Below are 23,290 nucleotides of genomic sequence, written 5' to 3'. Positions count from 1 at the left end.
TGGTTACACAGCGTTTAGGTCAAAAGGTAATTTACGAATCCGTTTACCCGTAGCGGAGAAAATAGCGTTGCAGAGCGCCGGGGCTACGGGCGGTAAGCCAGGTTCGCCTACACCACCGGGTGCTTCTTCGTTTTCAATGATATGAATATCAATGATCGGCGGCATTTCGTCCAGGCGCAACACCGGGAAGTTGTGGAAGTTGGTCTGATCAGCCCGGCCATTGGTAAAGGTGATGCCGTTTTTGATCGCTGCCGTTAGTCCGTATACGATGTTCCCTTCTGTCTGGGCCCGCACATTGTCCGGGTTTACATACATCCCGCAGTCGAGCACCGATACCACGCGGTCGATCGCTACGCCATTGCCTTTCTTTGACACAAAAAAGGCGTGGGCACAAATACTGCCAAAGGAACGGGCCACCGCCACACCTTTACCGGCACCGGCCGCTAATGGCTGATCCCAGCGGGCTTTCTCCCGGAGGGTCTTTAATACATGGACGAACCGCTTCGCTACGTCGCCTTCTTTCTTCTCTAATAAGGCTAACCGGAACGCCAGCGGGTCTTTACCAGCCGCATGCGCCAGTTCGTCTATAAACGACTCGTGTCCGAATGAGCTGTTCGACGGGTACACCGACCGCCACCAGACAATGGGAATATCGGTTTCTACGGTGCGCCAGCCGATGTTGGCGTTAGGAAAGGCGTACGGGCTTTCTTCCTGATTGATGCTTTCGCCGGCCCAGTCGTCGGCCTTCTCGCCGAGGGGCGATTTGAACACCTGCCGCTGAATGGACTCACCAATCAATTTATGCTCAAACGCCACCAGATCCCCCTGCGCATCGACGGCCCCACGCATGGCACTGAGCATACCCGGCCGGTACGGTCCCTGCGTGATGTCGTCTTCCCGCGTCCAGACCAGCTTGACCGGAGCTTTTACCTGCCTGGAGACACTGACGGCTTCCAGCACAAAATCCAGGTACGCCTTACGGCCAAATGCTCCGCCCAGGAAGGGTACGTTTACTTTCACGTTCTCGTTCGGAATTTTCAGGTAGCCGGCTACCTGCTGAATGGCGGCATCAGGGCCCTGCACCGGTGCCCAGATTTCGCAGGTGCCGTCGTCTTTTACGTGCGCAACGGCCACTTCGGGCTCCATAGGTGCATGGGCCATAAATGGGGTCTCGTAAAAGCCCTCCAGTTTTTTGGGAGCCGCTTCGTAAGCAGCCTTAAAGTCACCTATAGTGTTGTAGGGAGCTACTGGCTGGCTGGCTTTTCCCCGCAGTTCATTGTAATACCGCGCCGTAGTCATGGTTTGGTCGTAGCCGGCATTATCCCACTGGATCTTCAGGGCCCGGCGGCCCTGCAGGGCTGCCCAGTAGCTGGTGGCTACCACGGCTACGGCTTCGGAGGTGCGGTGCGGCATCGGGCGTTCGGCTTTGATGACCGCTTTTACGCCCGGGATCTTTTTCGCCTGACTATCGTCAATCGAAACAATCTTGCCGTGAATGACCGGCGGACGCTCCATACTGGCGTAGAGCATACCGGGCACTTCTATATCCATCCCGAACACCGCCTGTCCGGTTACCTTCTGCGGAATATCAGGCCGGGGAGCCCTTTTACCGATCAGCTTAAACTCTTTTTTTGCCTTTAACTTCAAATCTTTGGGTACCGGCAGCTTAGCGGCCTCATCGACCAACTCGCCGTACGCCAACGCTTTACCCGACGGTTTGTGTTTGATAGTCCCTTTCTCCGCATAACACTCAGCCAGTGGTACATTCCAGCGGGTAGCGGCTGCCTGCCGGAACATCTCACGGGCAGCCGCGCCAGCTTCGCGCAGTCGCTTCCAGCCGGTCCGGACGGTGCTGCTGCCGCCCGATAACTGGTCGCCGTACTTGCGCAGCCCGTCCGACTGCTTAATCTGTATCTGATCCAGGCCAACCTCCAGTTCTTCGGCAATCAGGGTCGGAACAGCCTGCCAGGAGCCCTGCCCCATATCGGGACGGTGGTTAATGAGGGTGATCGTGCCTGCATTATCAATCACGATAAATGGGTGCAGTTCAAACGACAGAACAGCTTTGGGATCGTGGCTCAGGTTGGTCAGGGCCGGTGTACCGTTGGCACTCGCCGAAAAGCCCAGAAACAGGCCCGTCCCGGTAAGCCCGGCGGCTTTCAGGAACGAACGGCGATCTATGGGGGGAGTTGAATTCATAGCTTATTTTCCGGTAGAAGCGGTTTCTTTGGTCATGGTAGCGGCCGTGTGAATGGCTTTACGGATGCGGCTGTAGGTACCGCAGCGGCAAATATGCCCACGCATGGCCGTATCAATGTCAGCGTCAGTGGGGTTGGGCTTGTCTTTCAGCAGGGCTACCGCGGCCATGATCTGGCCCGACTGGCAGTAGCCGCATTGCGGTACCTGCTCGTCAATCCACGCTTTCTGAACCGGGTGTAGATTTGCTTCGGTACCAATGCCTTCGATAGTCGTAATCTTCTTATTGGCGACGGCCGATACCGGTGTTACACACGAACGAATTGGCCGCCCATCGAGGTGAACGGTGCAGGCTCCGCACTGAGCCATGCCACAACCAAACTTGGTACCCTTCAGCCCGATAACGTCCCGGACGGCCCACAAGAGGGGCATCTGGGGATCGGTATCAAGGGTATGTTTTTTGCCGTTGACGGTCAACGAAATAGAGGCCATACAGAAATGTTGGTTAGAAATGGGTAAAGATTGGGATTTTGCGAGATTTTATCAAGCGCAAACATTTTCATTAATTCACCGGTTCAACTTGTAAATTACGTACGTATGAACCTGGATAACGCCACCGTTCAAAATAACACCGCCGAAAACCGGTTTGAAATGCTCACCGACGGTAAATTATCGGTTGTAGAGTATCAGCCTTACGATGACAACACGCTGGTGCTGACGCATACAGAAGTAGCGCTGGAACTGGAGGGCCAGGGTATTGGCAGCCGGCTGGTAAAAGAAACCCTTGAGTATGTTCGCCAGCACAACCTGCAGGTTATTCCGCTTTGCCCGTTTGTGAGCACGTATTTAAAACGGCACCGGGATTACGTCGACGTTGTTCATCCGGCTTACAAAGATAAATTCTGACCCGTATTTCCCAGTAAATCAGATTTTCAGCGACCTAATCCAGTACATATAATTTGCCGTTAATTTTACAGATACGGCCTTATTAGTCTTCCGACCGCTTATGCAAGGTACCATAGCCCCCATCGACATTCTGAAGGGAGTATTAGACTCGTCGCTCAATGGAGTGGCGGTGTACCAGAGCATTCGTAATGAAAGCGGTGACATTATCGATTTTCAGGTGGTTTTGATGAACGCCATTGTCGAGCAGGACTTAGGAACCTCTGCCGAAGCGTTCCTCGGGCACCGGCTTAGTGAGTTCCCGCTGGATGATGCCCAGACGAATCTGGTCAATCAGTACAAGAAGGTTATTGAAACCGGCCAGCCCTACAGGACAGAATTACAGTATCCGCTGCCTACCCGCTCTCAACCGGCCTGGCTCGACATCTCGGTGGTGAAGCTAGAAGACAGCGTGGTTGTTTCCTATAATGACATTACCGGCATTAAGGAAGCCGAAATGTCGCGTCAGCAACAGGCAGAGCTTCTGCAGCGGGTAACCGATACCTCCCTGAGCGCCCTGGCCTGCTGTGAAGCCATCCGGGACGGCAACGGCAACCTGACAGACATGAAGATTACGCTGGTTAATCAGATGACGGCCCAGTGGCTGAACAAGCCCGTAGACCAGATCCTGAATCAGACCATTCTGTCTTTGTTTCCCGTGCTCCAGGATAAGGACGCATTTGCCCGCCTGGAAGAACTTATCGCCAAGGGACACCCGTACGGCGTCGAATACTGCATTGGTAACCGCTGGTACAGTCTGGCCCTCGCCAAGTTTGGCGATGGCATTGTGGTCTCGGCCAGCGACATCACCACCCTCCGCCGGTACCAGCAGGATCTGGAGCATAGCAATAAAGAGTTAACGCGCTCCAACAGTGACCTGCAACAGTTTGCCTACGTAGCCTCTCACGACCTGCAGGAGCCCCTGCGCAAGATTCAGTCGTTCGGGGAGATGCTGGAGAATCAGGTAAGCGGGCAGGTAAGTGATGGTCATCTCAACCTGCTCCGGCGCATGCAGGACGCGGCCCAGCGGATGCAGATCCTTATTCAGGATTTGCTGACGTATTCGAGGGTATCGAGTAAAAAGGACTCTTTCCAGCTTATTTCGCTCCAGACCATTGTGCAGGAGGTGCTGACCGATCTGGAAGTAACCATTCAGGACAAGAAAGCAGAAATCAAAACTGATGCCTTACCCACTGTCCAGGGCGACCGGCTTCAGCTGCGGCAACTGTTCCAGAACCTGATCAGCAACGCCCTGAAGTTCAACCAGCCGGACATACAACCAGTTGTGCGGATCGAATGCCGCCAGATCCGGGGACAGACTATTCCGGACGCTTCGCCTTCGGAATTGGATAGGGAGTTTTACGAGATCAGTGTCATCGACAACGGCATCGGCTTCGACGAAAAATACCTGGATCGTATTTTTCAGGTTTTCCAGCGCCTGCATAACCGCAGCGAATACAGCGGCACCGGTATTGGACTGGCCATCTGCAAAAAAGTAGTCGATAATCATAAAGGTCACATCACGGCCAGCAGCCAGCCCGACGAGGGCGCTACCTTCAGGGTGTATCTGCCCGTGTAAGTGCTATCCCAGCGGGTGCTTACGCCAGTTGTTTTTCCTGCGGTTCCGGCTGCCGTTGCCGGGCTTCGTCCCGTAACTGCCTGGTGGTTTTACGGCTGCCGTCGTGGCTCCAGCCCGGAGGACCAAACAGGTACCCCAGCGCATTACGCAGGGAGCCGGCATGTCTTACATCGTGCAGCATATCAGCCCACTCGTGAAAAGCAATCCGGACGGGATTATAGGAATTGATATTCCTGGTCAGGCCGTAAGTCGGACGCTCCACCTCCGGCTCAAATGTACCAAACATCCGGTCCCAGATGATGAGCACCCCGGCGTGATTCTTGTCCAGGTATTTCAGATCCGAAGCATGGTGTACACGGTGGTGCGAAGGCGTATTGAAGATAAACTCAATAGGGGCCGGAAACTTGTTGATGAACTCGGTATGAATCCAGAACTGGTACAGCAGGCTAATGGCCTGCATGGCCATAACAGCCGCCGGATGGAACCCCAGCAGGGGCAACCAGAGCCAGAACAGAAAGGAGCCGCTGATAGTACCCGTCCAGGTTTGGCGCAGGGCCGTACCCAGGTTATACTTCTGGGACGAATGATGAATGACGTGCGACGCCCAGAAATACCGGCTGCCGTGGCTGGTGCGGTGAAACCAGTAGTAGGTAAAATCATCGGCAAAAAACAGCACCACCCAGTACCACCACTGGTCGGCGGGCAGGTCGAACAGCCGGAACTGATACACGAGCGAGTAAGCACCAAACACCAGAATTTTACCAACCAGGCCCACAATAACGTTCCCGATGCCCATAGACAGGCTGCTGGCGGTGTCTTTGGTTTCGTAGAAATCTTTCTTCTGAATGGCCGTTGCAATGACCTCGGCAGTCAGCAGAATCACAAAACCGGGTATGGCATAGTGAATAAGGTCTTTCATACTCTTTCTGATTTCAATGCAATTTACAAAATAAGCGGTAGGTTCTCAAGAAGCGACCCGCAGCGCAGCCGGCCATATTCGGGAAGAATGCTTTTTTTGCACCGCAATTACGCTGAAATTTGCACGTACCCCGGATCGGATCGCCGAAGCGATTGGATTCCGGGGCTGATTACAAGCCTTTGAAAACCGGAACCCTATTCCGGGATACGTATGATTATTGACTTACGAAGCGACACGATAACCAAACCCACTCCGGCGATGCTGGAGGCTATGTTCTCCGCCGAAGTTGGCGATGATGTTTTTGGCGACGACCCGACCGTAAACGCCCTGGAGGCTAAGGCGGCCAAGCTGTTCGGTATGGAAGCGGCCCTGTTCTGTGCATCGGGCACCATGACCAACCAACTGGCCATCCGGACACACACCCGCCCCGGCGATGATATCATCTGCGATATACTCTCGCACGTATACCTCTACGAAGGGGGCGGTATTGCCCTCAACGCGCTGGCATCGGTCAGCCTGCCGCAGGGCAAGCGGGGCAAACTGACGCCGGAACTGGTTAGCACTCATATCCAGCCCGATGATATACATAAGCCCCATACCCGGCTGGTTTGTCTTGAGAACACCATCAACAAAGGCGGAGGCTGCTACTATACCGTGCCGGAGATTTCGGCCATCCGGCAAATCTGTGACCTGCACGGGCTCAAACTGCACCTGGATGGTGCCCGGCTGTTTAACGCGCTGGTCGAGACCGGCGAATCGCCCGAGGCTTACGGCCAATTGTTCGACTCCATCAGTATTTGTTTGTCCAAAGGTTTGGGTTGTCCGGTCGGCTCGCTGCTGCTGGGCGATGCCGATTTTATCAAACAGGCCCGGCGGTTCCGGAAAGTGATGGGCGGAGGCTGGCGGCAGGCCGGCTTTCTGGCGGCAGCGGGCATCTACGCCCTCGATCACCACGTAAACCGCCTGCGCGTCGATCACTCCCGCGCCCGTAAGATTGGCGCTATGCTCGAACGGTTGCCGGAGGTAGAAGAGATCTATCCGATCGATACCAACATTGTTATCTTCCGGCTCAACGACTCTATCCTGGCCGCCGATTACGTCAAACAACTGGAACAGAAGAACATTCGTTCGGTTACCTTTGGCAAACATCTGGTGCGCTTTGTAACGCATCTGGAATTCACCGATGAACACTTAGTTGAATTGGAGAAACAACTTTCGGCCTGAAACGGTAATGGTTACGGTGGTGTTACTCTACTAACAGAAACGTGAAATATGCTGATACAAACCCGTAATCTAACAATGGATGATTACGCCGATCTGAAGGAGGCTATGATTGAAGCCTATAGCGGGCTCGGCGGAGAATACTGGGAGAAAAATAAAATTGAAAAACTGCTGGACCTTTTTCCGGAGGGTCAGTTTTGTGTAGAGGTTGACGGTAAAGTTGTGGCCGTGGCCCTGGCCATCCTCATCAATTATGATGATTTTGGCGATGATCACACGTACTATGAAATCACGGGCCGGTATACCTTCAAAACGCATAATCCCAAAGGTGACTGGCTGTACGGCGTCGAAGTGTTCGTCCATCCCGGCTACCGTGACCTGCGACTGGGCCGACGGCTGTACGACGCCCGGAAAGAGCTTTGTGAGCAATTGAACTTAAGAGGGATACTAGCCGGTGGCCGGATTCCGAACTATAATCAGTACGCCGATGAGCTAAAACCCAGGGAGTACATTGCCAAGGTGAAGCAGAAAGAGATCTACGATCCTACACTGACGTTCCAGTTATCCAATGATTTTCACGTAAAGAAGATTCTCAGAGGCTACTGGCGACGGGATCTGGAGTCGAAAGAATACGCGACTTTGCTGGAATGGAATAATATCTATTACGTAGACGAAAAGGATAAAAAGCCCCATACCGACGCTATTATTCGTCTGGGTGTGGTGCAGTGGCAGATGCGTCTGTTCAAAAACGTACAGGGTATCTTCGATCAGGTAGAATTTTTTGTCGATGCCGTCAGCGATTATAAGGCCGATTTTCTGGTGTTACCGGAATTTTTCAATACGCCGTTGATGGCCGAGTTCAACGCGATGCCTATTTCGCAGGCAATCCGGAAGCTGGCCGAATTTACCGAGCCCGTGCGCCAGAAGCTGGTCGAGTTTGCCATTTCCTACAATGTAAACATCATTGGGGGAAGTATGCCCCTGGTGGATGACGACGGAAAACTGTATAACGTGGGCTACCTCTGCCGGCGGGACGGTACCTGGGAAGAATACCGCAAGATCCACATTACGCCCAACGAAGTGCGGCACTATGGGATGGTAGGCGGCAACGAGATCCGGACGTTTGATACCGATTGCGGTAAGATCGGAATTGTGATTTGCTACGACGTAGAGTTTCCTGAGCTGAGCCGGCTTTTGGCTAATCAGGGTATGCAGATCCTGTTTGTGCCGTTCCTGACCGATACCCAAAACGGGTACTATCGGGTTCGTAACTGCGCCCAGGCCCGGGCTATTGAGAACGAGTGTTATGTGGTCATCTCCGGTTGCGTCGGCAACCTGCCGAAAGTGCAGAATATGGATATTCATTATGCACAGTCGGCGGTATTCACACCCTCCGACTTTCAGTTTCCCAATAATGCCGTGAAAGCCGAAGCGACGCCGAACAGTGAGATGATGCTTATTGCCGATGTCGATTTATCCCTGCTAAAAGAGCTTCATGAATACGGCTCTGTCCAGATCTTAAAAGACCGCCGGACTGACCTGTACGACATCATTGTGAAGAAGCCGGCTAAGAAAGCCCATAAGAAAAAAGAGTCAGCCGATAATGATCCGGAAGTAGTGCCACCCGTTGTGGTCGTAAGCTAACAACAGCAAGGCCCACTCTGCCGGCAGAGTGGGCCTTGTCATTTCTGAATATGCTCCGAAAATGGTTAGATTTTCACCACTTTCTTGGTAACCACGTTATTGTCTTCGCTCTTCTTGATAAAGTATGGGCTACCCGGTAGCTCAGACAAATCAAATTCCACCGTATTAACCCCGGCTTTGGTCTTGATCTCCTTTGCCCGCTTCACCATGCCTTTCAGATCCACTACTTCCAGCTTCACCGGTTCATCGCCAACCTGCGAGAAGAACTTCACTTTTACGACATCGACCGTCGGGTTGGGGTAAGCTACCACCTCCAGCTCCTGCGATTCACCCGTAAACGGCCCCATCTGCGCCAGACGCTCCTGCAACTCTTTCATTACGTTCAGCAGGTTCGTCGGCTGCACAAACTGCTCCAGCGGACGGGCTTCGATCTTAGCTGCCTGTCCTGAACGCGAGTAGAAGCTACTGGCTACGTTCAGTGAGAAGGTCTCTCCCGCCAGCTTCACAAAGGTATCCTCCCACTCCAGGGCCTGCACCCGCGAGGGATCGCCACCCTGCCCTTTGAAGGTAAACAGTGCTACCGGCTCACCTTGTTTGAACTCGCCGTAGTTAGTTTCCTGCGGGGCTTTACCAATAACATAGTAGGCGTATCCCGGATCGGCTCCTGCCCGCAGCAATTCTGCCTCCTGGCCAAACTTGCGGGCCTGCTTGTCCCATATACCACGAATGTCTTTCAGGCCACCCAGTACAAAATCTTTAGGTACTTTCAGGGTAAACTGCGCCGTTGCCCCCCGCTCCTCAGTTTCAGGGTTGAAGGTGTTGGGCGTGCTGTAGTCGGGCACCACCCACGCGGTAAACAACCCTGTTTTGGCTTCGTAGGTCACCATGTAGCGCACCGTGTGCTGCGACTTGTACTGCGCCTGAGCCAGACTCACCAGTCCCAGCAGGCCTATCCATACGATCAACAGACTCTTTTTCATAGTTCGTCTCTGATTATTGCTTTTCTTTTTTGACTAACTCCGGTTTAACGTACTAGCGTGGAGCGGGTTTTGCTGATAACAAACGGCACACAGACTGGCTGACAGCAGTCGACTGCCTGCACAATAATGGGGCAACAGTTACCTCCCAACGGACAGGCACCGTTACCTGCCGTTACTGTATATGTTCCTCCCTGAGTGATCGTAATCGACGTACTGGTGACCCCTCCGGTTACCGCTTGCCCATTGCGGAACCACTGCACGTTCTGGAAGCCAGCCGGAATGGTGATTACCAAGGCTTCTCCCTGACAGAGCTGCACCGGCACCGACACACAGGCGGAGGCTACATTGTTACCCGAGTTAGGATCGCTCGTGGTGCTGCTTACTGAAGCGGTATTAGTAATGACCCCCTCTGCCCGCAGTTGGACACTCATCACCATCGTAGCCGACTCGCCGGCCGCGAGCGTCCCTACCGTCCACAACCCCGTCGTGCTGTTGAAACTACCGCGGGAGACGATAGCCGGCCCCTGCATCTGAACCATAGTTGAACGCGTAATTGTATCGGTTACTACCACATTAGCGGCAGTCCCTGGCCCCACGTTCTGCACGGTTACCGTAAAGCTTACCACACCCCCTACTGTCGATTGGGCCTGGCTCACTACTTTGGTCACCCGTACATCCGCCGACGCACCTGTGATCGGATTAACCGTCACGGCCACCACGGCGGTGGCACACTGCACCGGCGTAGCAATCGAGCAGATGGTGTAGGTGAAGGACACCGGACCCGTAAAGCCGGGTGCCGGCGTAAAGGTCACCGTACCGTTGGCGTTTACCGTGGCCGTACCACTGCTGGGTACACCTGTAATGCTGGCGGTCACGTTGGTGGTGCTGGCCGGACCACCGTTGCGGGTGTCATTGGCCAGGATCGGGATGATTACTGGCGTACCCGTAGTGGTTGTGGCATTGTCGTTAGTAGCAACGGTACTGGTTGGTTGTGTTCCCGGATTAACTGTCACGGTTACCACGGCGGTGGCACACTGCACCGGCGTAGCGATAGAGCAGATGGTGTAGGTGTAGGACACCGGACCCGTAAAGCCGGGGGCGGGCGTAAAGGTAATGGTGCCGTTGGCATTTACCGTGGCCGTGCCACTGCTGGGCGCTCCGGTAATGCTGACCGTGACGTTAGTAGTACTGGCTGGCCCACCGTTGCGCGTGTCATTAGCCAGCACATTAGTGGTCACTGCTGTACCAGCGGCCGTGGTGGTATTGTCGGGATTAGCAACGGTGCTGGTTGGTGGTGTCACTGCATTGACCTGCACGGTCACCACGGCCGGGGCACACTGCACTGGCGTAGCAATTGAACAGATCGTGTAGGTGTAGGACACCGGACCGGTAAAGCCGGGGGCCGGGGTAAAGGTGATGGTACCGTTAGCATTCACCGTGGCCGTACCACTGCTGGGGGCACCTGTAACGCTGACCGTCACATTGGTAGTGCTGGCCGGTCCGCCATTGCGCAGGTCGTTGGCCAGCACACTGGTCGTTACGGGCACTCCAGCCGTCGTTGTCGAGTTGTCGGGATTAGCCACCGTACTGGTCGGTTGCGTCACGGGGTTGACCGTGACGGTCACCACCGCCGAAGCACATTGCGGAGGTGTCGAGATCGAGCAGATGGTGTAGGTAAACGAGATAGGACCCGTAAAACCGGGAGCGGGGGTAAAGTTCACTGTACCATTGGCATTGACGGTAGCCGTACCACTGCTGGGGGCTCCCGTGATACTGGCTGTAACGTTGGTGGTGCTGGCCGGGCCACCGTTGAACAAGTCGTTGTTGAGGATCGGGACTACTACCAGCGTACCCGCTGTAGTTGTAGCATTATCCGGCGTAGCGACCGTGCCGGTCTGGCAGTTAGCGGCCGGACCCGAGATGTTCACAAACTGCTCCAAAGGTACCACGTTACCCCCGGCCGGCTGGCCTGATCGCGAATAGAAGCTATTACCCACGTTTAGCGAGAATCGCTGGTCAGCAGCCACGATGAATGGGTCGTTGGGCGGCAGGGGAGTAACAGGGCCAAAGCAACCATTACCAGCAAATGAAAATAGAGCGACCGGTACACCCGCCTGAAAAGACCCGTAATCGGTTTCGGAAGGACTCTTGCCAATGACATAGTAGGCAAAAGCAGGGTCCAGTCCCGTACCGCTAAAATCCTGATTTGGCTGTCCCGGCCCCAGCTTCAGCGGGTTCTTCTCCCAGGTGCCCCGGATATCCTGAATATCCTGAATGACAAACTGGGCGGGAACTTTCAACGTGTACTGAGCCGTGCCTCCCCTTTCTACGGATCCGGTATTGTTACTATTTGGCACATTATAATTGGGGATAACAAACGCCGTGTACCGGTTGGTAGCCGCATCATACGTTACCCGGTAGTTTACGGTGTTTGGCGATACTTGCTGACAGTATCCCATCCAACCAGTCAGCATTAAACCCAGCCAAAGTGATAAACGTAACATGTGCTTCATTTTATTCCTGTTTTTAATGATCGTTACGAGCATTGGGTGGGACCCGATGGCCCCACCCCCGCCCTATCAGGGTAATTGCTCACGTATTCTAAAGAACGGCTGCACCAGTGTATTCCCCGGATGGTTCTTGATGACGTTCTGGTAAATGAACTCAACATCGTTACCTGTACCCTGGAAGATTACCTCTCCATTCATATTAACATCACCCGTGAAGTACCCACGCAATTTATAGAAAGGTGTACCAAATATATTGCCCGGTGCATTAATAACTTGCTGGTAAATAACGTTTACATCATTTTCTGTACCCTGATACGTCACAAATTCGTGCGGTATCGATGGTAAATTCTCTCTCAGCGCGTTACCTGCCCATAGTGCCCGTCCCTGTTCAACCACTACCTGCGCCTGATCCAGTGGCGTGTTGGTGTAGGTATAGGTCGGCGTTGAGGCTCTGCGGAAGTCTACCACCGTACCGGTCGTACTCAGCGGTACAGCTGTCTGGGTCATTACACCCAGATGGTTGCGGTGCTTCACCACTACATAGTAGCTGGCTGCCGTTGCACTGTTGAACCGCACCGGCGATACCCCATCCAGATTAACAATGTCGCCATCCCGCTGGATGAGGGCCGAACGACTATCGACCACCTGGGTCGGATTGGCCGGGTTACGCAGTTCGACAAACACCCAGTCTACGATCGCATTCGGACCGGTTACACTGAACACCGATGGATTTACAGTACCAGTTACTGTCAGGGCGGTGAAACCGTTGGCCGGAGTATACGGGCTGGTAGTCGGCAGAAGTCCTCTGACGCGCAGATCATCACGCATCAGGGTATCCGGCAGGAATACGCCAAACAGCGCGCCCTGCAGATAAGCTCTGGCCACCAGCGTTACCTGACCCTGGGCGACGCTTATGATTACCCTTGCCGTGTCGCACAGACTGGTGTTCACCCGGTCGCAGATCTGGTAGACCAGCGTATCGTTACCACCGAAGCCAGTATCCGGTGTATAGATGATCGATCCATTGACAGTCACGACCGCCGAACCATTTTGCGGTTGCCGGATAACTACCGGTCCGGTTACGTTGGTGGTGCTGGCCGGCTGGTTGTTCCGATCCTGATCGTTGAGCAGTACCGGTATGGTTACAGCCGTCTGGAATCCGGTAGAGGCAAAGTCCGCATTCGCTCTTGGAGCCGCACTGCCAATATTGATGACCACTAAGGCGGTATCGCACAGTGACGTATTGATCTGGTCGCATATGCGGTAGATCATAGTATCCGCACCAGCGAAGCCTGAATTCGGCGTATACGTCAAGGTACCGTTGGCGTTGATTACACCTGTGCCGTTATTGAACTGATCGACAATCACGGGATTCGTCACCGCAGTCAGGCTGGCCGGGAACCCACCTCTGCCCAAATCGTTCAGCAGAATCGGTACCGTAGTTGGTGTATTCAGCGCAGTGGTGTAGTTATCCCGATTCGCCACCGGAGCCGCGCTGCCTACGTTGATCACGACCAGAGCCGAGTCACAGAGCAAGGTATTCACCTGGTCACAGATGCGGTAGATCAGGGTATCACTACCCGCAAAACCGGCATTCGGTGTATAGGTAATACTGCCCGTAGAGTTCACCCCGGCCGTACCGTTATCCGGTTGCTGAGTAATGATCGGCAGCGTCACTGTCGTCAGACTCGCTGGCAGACCCGCACGACCGGTATCATTCAACAGCACCGGTATGGTAACCTCCTGCTGGAAGGTAGTCGTGGCATCATCGCGGTTAGCCGTAGGCGGTGCCGACGGTACGTTGATAATGATGCGGGTCGTATCGCACACATTCGGACTAACTAACGAGCAGATGCGGTAGATCAGCGTATCACTGCCGGCAAAACCAGGAGTTGGTGTAAAGGTAATGGTACCATCAGCGTTCACCACCGCTGTACCATTGTTGGGCTGATCCACAATCACCGGCGGAGTGACGTTCGTCAGGTTGGCAGGCTGACCGTTACCGGCCAGGTCATTTGCCAGCGCGTTGATGGTTACTGGTTGACCCAGCGCACCCGTTATTACATCCTGAGTAGCTCTTGGCGCCGGTGCGTTGCCGATATTGATCCGCACGATAGCCGTATCGCAACGCGTCGGATCAACCACATCACAGATGCTGTATATAAAGGCATCGTTGCCCGTGAAGGTGTCGTTCGGATTATACGTGATTGTACCATCGGCGTTCACTGTAACCACCCCATTCGTTGGCGGGAATGTGATCGTTGGTAACGTCACATTGGCGGCCGGCGGTCCGGTTAGGCTGGCCGGGGCTCCGGTTCTGTTCTGGTCATTGGCCAGTACATTCAGCGCCAGCGTCTGATTAAAGCCCAGCGTGTAGCTGTCGGGGTTCGCCACCGGCGGTGCCGACTGCACGCTCACAATAATGCGGGCCGTATCACACAGACTGCGGTTTACCACATCACAGATCTGGTACACTACCGTATCAAGACCAGCGAATCCGGTTGCCGGACGATAACTGAATGTTCCATCCGGGTTAATAAGCGCCGTGCCGTTGGTCGGCTGTGACAGAATAACCGGAGCCGTCACATTGGTCAGGTTAGCTGGAGCGCCCGAGCGATTCTGGTCATTGGCCAGAATTCCGAATGTGACCGTTGTATTGAAGGCGGTTGTAATGATGTCCGAATTAGCTCTCGGCGCACCACTTCCCACACCGATTACGACCAGTGCCGTATCGCAGAGTGCCTGATTGACCTGATCACAGATGCGGTAGACAAGCGTGTCGCTACCCGCAAAGCCAGTATTTGGTGTGTAGGTCAGCGTACCGTTGGCATTGATAACTCCCGTACCGTTGTTAAACTGATCCACAATCACCGGCGCGGTCACACTCGTTAGCGAAGCTGGCGCACCACCTCTGCCAGTATCATTCAACAGAATTGGTACCGTTATTGGCTGGTTAAACGCCGTGGTGTAGTTGTCGCGGTTCGCTATCGGTGCCGTACTGCTCACACTGATGACCACCAGCGCCGAATCGCACAACAGTGTATTCACTACATCACAGATGCGATAGATCAGGGTATCACTACCGGCAAAACCAGCATTGGGCGTGTACGTGATACTTCCCGTACTGTTAACCCGAGCGGTACCGTTGTTGGGCTGATCCAGGATGATGGGGGCCGTCACCGTACTCAGGGTTGCTGGCTGACCCGCTTTGTCGGTGTCATTGAGCAGAATTGGCACGGTAACCTCCTGCTGGAAGGCAGTCGTCGCAAAATCGCGGTTCGCTACCGGCGGGGCCGATTGTACATTGAAGACAATCTGTGCCGTAGCGCATATATTCGGACTGATGATGGAGCAGATCTGATAGGTCAGCGTATCACTACCGGCAAAGCCAGGAGCCGGCGTAAAGGTGATGGTACCATCGGCATTTACCACCGCTGTACCATTGTTGGGCTGATCCACAATCACCGGCGCTGTTACATTCGTCAGGTTAGCGGGCTGACCGTTACCGGCCAGATCATTCGTGAGTACACTAACGGTAAGCGGTTGTCCAAATACGCCGGTGACCACATCCTGAACAGGGTTCGGGGCCGGGGCGTTGCCCACATTGATGCGGACGACGGCGGTATCACACAGGCTGGTGTTGACCACATCACAGATGCGATAGACAAACTGATCGTTACCGGTGAAGGTGTCATTCGCGTTGTACGTGATTGTACCATCGGCGTTTACGGTCATGCCCCCGCCTGTTGGCTGCGTCACGATCGTCGGCAAAGTGACACTGGTCAGCGAAGCCGGTGCGCCGGTGCGGTCGGTGTCATTGGTCAGCACCGTCAGCGCCAGCGTCTGGTTGAAGCCTAACGTGTACTGATCTGGGTTGGCCACCGGCGGTGCCGACTGCACGTTGAACACGACGCGGGCGGTATCACACAGGCTGGTATTCACGCGGTCACAGATCTGGTACACCAACGTGTCACTGCCGGCGAAACCAGGGGCCGGGGTGAAAGTGATGCTGCCATTGGCATTCACCACGACGGTACCATTATTGGGCTCATCCAGAATCACCGGTGCACTGACCGTGGCCAGTGTGGCCGGTACGGTGCCGTTTCGATCGGCATCATTGGCCAGCACATTGACGGTGGCAGGCTGGTTGAAGCCCACACTCGCTACATCGGCTGTAGCACGCGGAGCCGCACTGCCCACATTGACTACCACCAATGCTGTATCACACAAGGTCTGGTTGACCTGATCACAAATACGGTAGATGAAGCTATCCGCACCGGCAAAGCCAAAGTTAGGCGTGTAGGTGATGCTACCGTTGGCATTTAGTGTCAGGGTACCATTGCTTGGCTGATTCACGACCACAGGAGCCGTCACATTAGTCAGACTCGCTGGTTGGCCACCCAAGGCATCATCATTGAGCAGAACCGGGATCTGAACCGGTGTATTCAGAGCTGTTGTGTAGTTATCCCGATTCGCCACCGGAGCCACACTGCCGACATTGATCACCACCAGGGCCGAATCGCACAAGAGTGTATTGACTACATCACAGATGCGGTAGATCAACGTGTCGCTGCCCGCAAAACCAGCATTGGGCGTGTAGGTGATACTGCCCGTCGAGTTCACCCGGGCCGTACCGTTGTTGGGCTGATCCAGGATGATGGGGGCCGTTACCGTGCTTAGATTGGCTGGTCTGCCGGCCCGGTCGGTATCATTGAGCAGAATCGGTACAGTCACCTCCTGCTGGAAGGCCGTAGTGGCTACATCCAGATTGGCCGTTGGCGGTGCTGATGGCACATTGATGATGATGCGGGCGGTATCACACACACTCGGACTGATCACTGAGCAAATCTGATAGACCAGCGTATCACTACCGGCAAAGCCCAAGGCAGGCGTAAACGTAATCGTACCATCCGGATTGATTGTGGCCGCTCCATTGTTGGGTCCGGAAACCAGCACCGGTGTGGTCACATTGGTCAGGTTGGCGGGTTGACCATTACCCGCCAGATCATTTCCTAACAGATCTATGGAAGTCGACTGGCCGAAGCTACCTACTACCACATCCTGCTGAGCCGTGGGTGCCGGAGCATTGCCGACATTGATCCGGACTATGGCCGTGTCACATCGGGTTGGATCGACGATATCACAGAGACTGTAGACAAACTGGTCGTTACCCGTGAAGGTATCATTTGGATTATAGGTAATGCTACCATCCGGATTAATTGTTACCTGTCCATTGTTAGGTCCACTTATTACCAATGGCAGCGTTACACTCGTTAAACTGGCCGGCGCTCCGGTACGGTCGGTGTCATTAGTAAGTACCGTCAGCGCGAGCGTTTGGTTGAAACCTAATGTGTATTGGTCTGCATTAGCCACCGGCGGTGCCGATTGGACCCGGATAACAACTCTTGCCGTGTCACACAGGCTGGTATTCACCCGATCACAGATCTGGTAGACCAGCGTATCATTGCCGGCAAATCCTGGGGCTGGTGTAAAGGCAATTGAACCATTAGCATTCACCAAGGCGGTACCATTATCGGGCTGATCCAGAATAACGGGTGCGCTTACATTGGTCAGTGTAGCCGGTATGGTGCCGTTTCGATCGGCATCATTGTCCAGTACATTGATGTTAAGCGGAGTATCAAAGAACGTAGTAACTAAATCACTATTAGCTCTCGGCGCTGCACTACCGACATTCACCACCACCAGCGCTGTATCACACAAGGCCTGATTGACGGCATCACAGATGCGGTAGACGAACTGATCCGCCCCGGCAAAGCCTGTGTTGGGTGTGTAGGTGATGGTGCCATCGACATTCACCACCACATTGCCACTGGTGGGCTGGCTTACCAGCACGGGAGCGGTGACATTAGTCAGCGAAGCCGGCAGACCTCCTCTGGCTTCATCATTGAGCAGCACTGGGATCTGCACCGGGGTGTTGAAGGCGGTGGTGTAATTATCCCGGTCCGCTACCGGCGCAACACTGCCCACGTTGAACACAACCAGCGCGGAGTCGCACAAGAGCGGATTGACCACATCACAGATGCGATAGATCAAGGTGTCGCTACCGGCAAAACCAGCATTGGGCGTGTAGGTGATGGAACCCGTCGAGTTCACCCGCGCCGTACCGTTGTCGGGCTGATCCAGAATAATCGGTGTAGTTACTGTGCTCAAGCTGGCCGGATTGCCTGCCCGGTCGGTATCGTTGAGCAGAACGGGCACGGTCACCTCCTGCTGGAAACCGATGGTAGCTACATCCAGATTAGCCGTCGGCGGGGCCGATTGTACATTGAAGACAATCTGAGCCGTGGCGCATACATTGGGGCTGATGATCGAGCAGATCTGGTAGGTCAGCGTGTCACTACCGGCAAAGCCAGGGGCTGGTGTGTAGGAGACACTACCATCGGGATTGATGACGGCCGTGCCGTTGTTGGGCTGATCCACAATCACCGGGGCGGTCACGTTGGTGAGGCTGGCCGACTGGCCATTGCCTGCCAGGTCATTGTTGAGAATACTCACCGTCACCGTCTGTCCAAAGCCACCGCTTACCTGATCATTCGCAGGCTGCGGGGCTGGGGCATTGCCAATGTTAATCCGGACCAGAGCGGTATCACACAGACTGGTGTTAACTACATCACAGATGCGGTAGATGAAGGCATCATTGCCCGTGAAGGTATCGTTCGGATTATAGGTAATCGTACCATCGGCGTTTACCACAACTGTACCGTTAGCCGGCTGAGCGAAAATAACAGGCAACGTAACATTTGCGGCCGGCGGTCCGGTTAAGTTAGCCGCAACGCCATTACGATTTACGTCATTATCCAGCACCGTCAGGGCCAGCGTCTGGTTGAAGCCCAGCGTGTAGCTGTCCGGATTCGCCACCGGCGGTGCACTGCCTACATTAATCACTACCCTTGCCGTATCGCACAGGCTGGTGTTGACCCGGTCACAGATCTGATACACCAGCGTATCGAATCCGGCAAAGCCGGTTGCCGGGGTGAAGCTGATCGTACCATCGGCATTCACCACCGCCGTGCCGTTGTCCGGCTGCGACAGGATCACTGGTGCCGTGACGCTAGTCAGACTGGCGGGAATATTCCCGCTCCGGTCGGCATCATTCGCCAACACATTGATGCTGAGTGCCGTATTGAAAGTTGCGGTTACCAGATCCGGGTTGGCCACTGGAGCCGCACTGCCCACGTTAACCACCACCAGCGCGGTATCGCACAAGGATTGATTGACCTGATCACAAATGCGGTAGACAAACTGATCGGCACCCGCAAAAGCGTTGAACGGTGAATACGTGATTGTACCGTCAGGGTTTACTGTCACGGCTCCATCAGATGGCTGACTAACAATAACCGGCAACGTCACACTGGTCAGCGAAGCGGGTGATCCACCTCTGGCCTGGTCATTCAACAGCACCGGTATTTGCACGGGTGCATTAAAGGCGGTAGTGTAGTTGTCGCGATTCGCTACCGGCACTGTACTACCTACATTGACTACTACCAGAGCGGAGTCGCACAACAAGGTGTTCACCACATCACAGATGCGGTAGATCAACGTGTCGCTACCCGCAAAACCGGCATTGGGCGTGTAGGTGATGGAACCCGTCGAGTTCACCCGCGCCGTACCGTTGTTGGGCTGATCCAGAATGATTGGGGCCGTTACCGTGCTTAGATTAGCTGGTCGGCCGGCCCGATCGGTGTCATTCAGCAGAATCGGTACGGTCACCTCCTGCTGAAAGGCCGTGGTGGCTACATCCAGATTAGCGGTCGGCGGTGCTGATGGCACATTGATGATGATGCGGGCGGTATCACACACATTCGGACTGATCACCGAGCAAATCTGATAGACCAGTGTATCATTGCCGGCAAAGCCCAAGGCAGGCGTAAACGTCAGTGTTCCGTCAGGGTTGATGGTTGCGGTTCCGTTGGCAGGGCCAGAAACCAGCACCGGTGTGGTCACATTGGTCAGGTTGGCGGGTTGACCATTACCCGCCAGGTCATTACCCAGCAGGCTCACTGTGACTGTTTGCCCAAAGCTACCTACTACCACATCCTGCTGAGCAGTGGGAGCTGGAGCATTGCCTACGTTGATGCGGACGACGGCGGTATCACACAGACTGGTGTTAACTACATCACAGATGCGGTAGATAAACTGATCGTTACCGGTAAAAGTATCGTTGGCGTTGTAGGTGATGGTGCCATCCGCGTTCACCGTCACCACGCCCCCTGTGGGTTGGGTGACGATGGTGGGCAGAGTGACATTGGTCAGGTCAGCCGTAGCACCTGTGCGATCGGTGTCATTAGCCAGCACCGTCAGGGCCAGCGTCTGGTTGAAGCCTAAGGTGTAGCTGTCGGGATTGGCCACCGGTGGTGCACTACCTACATTGAAGGTTACCCGGGCGGTATCACACAGGCTGGTGTTCACCCGGTCACAGATCTGATACACCAGCGTAGTGGTGCCGGCAAAGCCCGGTGCCGGGCTGAAGCTGATGCTGCCATCGGCATTCACCACCGCCGTGCCGTTGTCTGGCTGGGCCAGAATCACCGGTGCACTGACCGTGGCCAGCGTGGCCGGTATGTTGCCTGTGCGATCAGCATCATTAGCCAGTACATTCACCGTGGTGGGCTGGTTGAAGACGACAGTGGCCACATCGGCATTGGCCCGTGGAGCCTGACTACCCACATTCACCACGACTAGGGCCGTATCACACAGGGATTGATTGACCACATCACAGATGCGGTAGATGAACTGATCGGCCCCGGCAAAGCCTGTGTTGGGTGTGTAGGTGAAGGTGCCATCGGCATTCACCACCACATTGCCACTGGTGGGCTGGCTTACCAGCACCGGAGCGGTGACATTGGTCAGCGAAGCTGGCAGACCTCCTCTGGCATCATCATTGAGCAGCACCGGGATCTGCACCGGGGTGTTGAAGGCCGTGGTGTAGTTATCCCGGTCCGCTACGGGAGCTACACTGCCCACGTTGAAGACCACTAGGGCGGAGTCACACAGCAGCGGATTGACTACATCACAGATGCGGTAGATCAGCGTGTCGCTACCCGCAAAACCAGCATTGGGCGTGTAGGTGATCGAACCCGTCGAGTTCACCCGCGCCGTACCGTTGTCGGGCTGATCCAGAATGATTGGGGCCGTTACTGTGCTTAGATTAGCTGGTCGGCCGGCCCGATCGGTGTCATTCAACAGAATCGGTACGGTCACCTCCTGCTGGAATCCGATGGTAGCTACATCCAGATTAGCTGTCGGCGGTGCCGATTGCACATTGAAGATGATCTGTGCCGTGGCGCATACGTTGGGGCTAATCGTTGAGCAGATCTGGTAGGTCAGCGTGTCGCTACCGGCAAAGCCAGGGGCTGGTGTGTAGGAGACACTGCCATCAGGATTGATGACGGCCGTGCCGTTGTTGGGCTGATCCACAATCGTTGGCGCTGTCACATTAGTGAGGCTGGCCGGCTGACCGTTGCCAGCCAAGTCATTGTTCAGCAGACTCACGGTTACCGTTTGGCCAAAACCACCAGTCACTTGATCATTAACCGGAGCCGGGGCCGGAGCATTACCGACATTGAGTCGTACAATGGCTGTATCGCACAGGCTGGTGTTAACTACATCGCAGATGCGGTAGATGAACTGATCATTACCAGTGAAAGTATTATTAGCGTTGTAGGTGATGGTGCCATCCGCGTTCACTGTTACTGTACCACCGGTTGGTTGGGTGATAATCGTCGGCAGCGTCACGTTCGTCAGGTCGGCCGGAGCACCGGTGCGATCGGTGTCATTAGCCAGCACCGTCAGGGCCAGCGTCTGGTTGAAGCCTAAGGTGTAGCTGTCGGGATTGGCCACCGGTGGTGCACTACCTACATTGAAGGTTACCCGGGCGGTATCACACAGGCTGGTGTTCACCCGGTCACAGATCTGATACACCAGCGTAGTGGTGCCGGCAAAGCCCGGTGCCGGGCTGAAGCTGATGCTGCCATCGGCATTCACCACCGCCGTGCCGTTGTCTGGCTGGGCCAGAATCACTGGTGCACTGACCGTGGCCAGCGTGGCCGGTATGTTGCCTGTGCGATCAGCATCATTAGCCAGTACATTCACCGTGGTGGGCTGGTTGAAGACGACAGTGGCCACATCGGCATTGGCCCGTGGAGCCTGGCTACCCACATTGACCACGACTAGGGCCGTATCACACAGGGATTGATTGACCACATCACAGATGCGGTAGATGAACTGATCGGCCCCGGCAAAGCCTGTGTTGGGTGTGTAGGTGAAGGTGCCATCGGCATTCACCACCACATTGCCACTGGTGGGCTGGCTTACCAGCACGGGAGCGGTGACATTAGTCAGCGAAGCCGGCAGACCTCCTCTGGCTTCATCATTGAGCAGCACCGGGATCTGCACCGGGGTGTTGAAGGCCGTGGTGTAGTTATCCCGGTCAGCTACGGGAGCTACACTGCCCACGTTGAAGACCACCAGCGCGGAGTCGCACAAGAGCGGATTGACCACATCACAGATGCGATAGATCAACGTGTCGCTACCGGCAAAACCAGCATTGGGCGTGTACGTAATGGTACCGGTTGAGTTAACTACTGCGGTGCCATTGTTGGGTTGATCCAGAATGATTGGGGCCGTTACTGTGCTTAGATTAGCTGGTCGGCCGGCCCGGTCGGTATCGTTGAGCAGAACGGGCACGGTTACTGACTGCTGGAAGCCTATAGAAGCTACATCCAGATTAGCCGTTGGCGGTGCTGATGGCACGCTAAACACCACTTGTGCGGTAGCACATACGTTGGGGCTAATGGTTGAGCAGATCTGGTAGGTCAGCGTATCACTGCCGGCGAAACCAAAGGCCGGCGTGTAGGTAATCGTGCCATCGGGATTGATGACGGCCGTGCCATTGTTGGGCTGATCCACAATCACCGGGGCGGTCACGTTGGTGAGGCTGGCCGGCTGGCCATTGCCTGCCAGGTCATTGCCCAGCACACTGACGGTCACCGGCTGACCGAAACTACCCGTCACCTGATCCGTCACCGGCTGCGGGGCCGGAGCGTTGCCTACGTTGATGCGTACTATAGCGGTATCACACAGACTGGTGTTGACCACATCACAGATACGATAGACAAATTGATCATTACCGGTGAAGGTATCGTTGGCGTTGTACGTAATTGTACCATCCGCATTCACCGTCACCACGCCCCCTGTGGGTTGGGTGATGATGGTGGGCAGAGTGACATTGGTCAGGTCAGCCGCAGCACCCGTGCGATCGGTGTCGTTGTTGAGCACA

Annotated in this window: 10 protein-coding genes; 4 read left to right on the top strand and 6 right to left on the bottom strand. The window is 55.0% G+C overall.

All coding sequences use genetic code 11. The features are described from left to right. Nucleotides 1-3 precede the first annotated feature (3 nt). Both ABD949_RS06315 and ABD949_RS06310 read right to left on the bottom strand, forming a co-directional pair. On the bottom strand, nucleotides 4-2,199 hold the full coding sequence (locus ABD949_RS06315) for a xanthine dehydrogenase family protein molybdopterin-binding subunit (protein ID WP_345241696.1): 2,196 nt from the start codon (nucleotides 2,197-2,199) through the stop codon (nucleotides 4-6). Between the two features lie 3 nt (nucleotides 2,200-2,202). Further along, nucleotides 2,203-2,688 carry a (2Fe-2S)-binding protein gene (locus ABD949_RS06310; RefSeq protein ID WP_345241694.1) on the bottom strand — a complete coding sequence of 162 codons (486 nt, stop codon included), beginning with the start codon at nucleotides 2,686-2,688 and terminating at the stop codon, nucleotides 2,203-2,205. 105 nt (nucleotides 2,689-2,793) lie between these two features. Between ABD949_RS06310 and ABD949_RS06305 the strand changes: the two genes are divergently transcribed. Beyond that, nucleotides 2,794-3,102: a GNAT family N-acetyltransferase gene (locus ABD949_RS06305; RefSeq protein WP_345241692.1), complete on the top strand. Its 309-nt coding sequence runs from the start codon at nucleotides 2,794-2,796 to the stop codon at nucleotides 3,100-3,102. Nucleotides 3,103-3,202: 100 nt separating this feature from the next. Next, nucleotides 3,203-4,717: a sensor histidine kinase gene (locus ABD949_RS06300; RefSeq protein ID WP_345241689.1), complete on the top strand. Its 1,515-nt coding sequence runs from the start codon at nucleotides 3,203-3,205 to the stop codon at nucleotides 4,715-4,717. Between the two features lie 19 nt (nucleotides 4,718-4,736). Here the strand turns inward: ABD949_RS06300 and ABD949_RS06295 are convergent, their stop codons facing one another. Next, complete coding sequence (locus ABD949_RS06295; protein WP_345241688.1) at nucleotides 4,737-5,636, bottom strand: sterol desaturase family protein; 900 nt, start codon at nucleotides 5,634-5,636, stop codon at nucleotides 4,737-4,739. Between the two features lie 210 nt (nucleotides 5,637-5,846). Here ABD949_RS06295 and ABD949_RS06290 point away from each other — a divergent pair, with 210 nt between their 5' ends. Together ABD949_RS06290 and ABD949_RS06285 are read left to right on the top strand one after the other, a co-directional pair. After that, nucleotides 5,847-6,860 carry a threonine aldolase family protein gene (locus tag ABD949_RS06290; protein ID WP_345241686.1) on the top strand — a complete coding sequence of 338 codons (1,014 nt, stop codon included), beginning with the start codon at nucleotides 5,847-5,849 and terminating at the stop codon, nucleotides 6,858-6,860. Between the two features lie 48 nt (nucleotides 6,861-6,908). Beyond that, nucleotides 6,909-8,501: a carbon-nitrogen hydrolase family protein gene (locus ABD949_RS06285; RefSeq protein ID WP_345241684.1), complete on the top strand. Its 1,593-nt coding sequence runs from the start codon at nucleotides 6,909-6,911 to the stop codon at nucleotides 8,499-8,501. A gap of 65 nt (nucleotides 8,502-8,566) precedes the next feature. Here the strand turns inward: ABD949_RS06285 and ABD949_RS06280 are convergent, their stop codons facing one another. The 3 genes from ABD949_RS06280 to ABD949_RS06270 form a co-directional block, all read right to left on the bottom strand. Further along, nucleotides 8,567-9,481 carry a T9SS type A sorting domain-containing protein gene (locus tag ABD949_RS06280; protein ID WP_345241683.1) on the bottom strand — a complete coding sequence of 305 codons (915 nt, stop codon included), beginning with the start codon at nucleotides 9,479-9,481 and terminating at the stop codon, nucleotides 8,567-8,569. Nucleotides 9,482-9,525: 44 nt separating this feature from the next. Beyond that, the gene (locus ABD949_RS06275) at nucleotides 9,526-11,994 is read right to left on the bottom strand and encodes an Ig-like domain-containing protein (RefSeq protein ID WP_345241682.1); all 2,469 of its coding nucleotides are present in this window, start codon (nucleotides 11,992-11,994) and stop codon (nucleotides 9,526-9,528) included. A gap of 66 nt (nucleotides 11,995-12,060) precedes the next feature. Beyond that, entirely contained in the window at nucleotides 12,061-23,289 is an 11,229-nt protein-coding gene (locus ABD949_RS06270; protein WP_345241680.1) for an Ig-like domain-containing protein, read from the bottom strand. Nucleotide 23,290: the final 1 nt, after the last annotated feature.

It is taken from the genome of Nibrella saemangeumensis, assembly GCF_039541915.1.
Taxonomy (GTDB): domain Bacteria; phylum Bacteroidota; class Bacteroidia; order Cytophagales; family Spirosomataceae; genus Nibrella; species Nibrella saemangeumensis.
The sequence above is the reverse complement of the archived record's forward strand: the minus strand, read 5'-3'. Positions and strand labels throughout refer to the sequence as shown.

What these genes read in the sequence shown, in the direction of transcription:
- ABD949_RS06315 (WP_345241696.1), bottom strand. Translation starts at nt 2,199, where the DNA reads ATGAATTCAACTCCCCCCATAGATCGCCGTTCGTTCCTGAAAGCCGCC.
- ABD949_RS06310 (WP_345241694.1), bottom strand. Translation starts at nt 2,688, where the DNA reads ATGGCCTCTATTTCGTTGACCGTCAACGGCAAAAAACATACCCTTGAT.
- ABD949_RS06305 (WP_345241692.1), top strand. Translation starts at nt 2,794, where the DNA reads ATGAACCTGGATAACGCCACCGTTCAAAATAACACCGCCGAAAACCGG.
- ABD949_RS06300 (WP_345241689.1), top strand. Translation starts at nt 3,203, where the DNA reads ATGCAAGGTACCATAGCCCCCATCGACATTCTGAAGGGAGTATTAGAC.
- ABD949_RS06295 (WP_345241688.1), bottom strand. Translation starts at nt 5,636, where the DNA reads ATGAAAGACCTTATTCACTATGCCATACCCGGTTTTGTGATTCTGCTG.
- ABD949_RS06290 (WP_345241686.1), top strand. Translation starts at nt 5,847, where the DNA reads ATGATTATTGACTTACGAAGCGACACGATAACCAAACCCACTCCGGCG.
- ABD949_RS06285 (WP_345241684.1), top strand. Translation starts at nt 6,909, where the DNA reads ATGCTGATACAAACCCGTAATCTAACAATGGATGATTACGCCGATCTG.
- ABD949_RS06280 (WP_345241683.1), bottom strand. Translation starts at nt 9,481, where the DNA reads ATGAAAAAGAGTCTGTTGATCGTATGGATAGGCCTGCTGGGACTGGTG.
- ABD949_RS06275 (WP_345241682.1), bottom strand. Translation starts at nt 11,994, where the DNA reads ATGAAGCACATGTTACGTTTATCACTTTGGCTGGGTTTAATGCTGACT.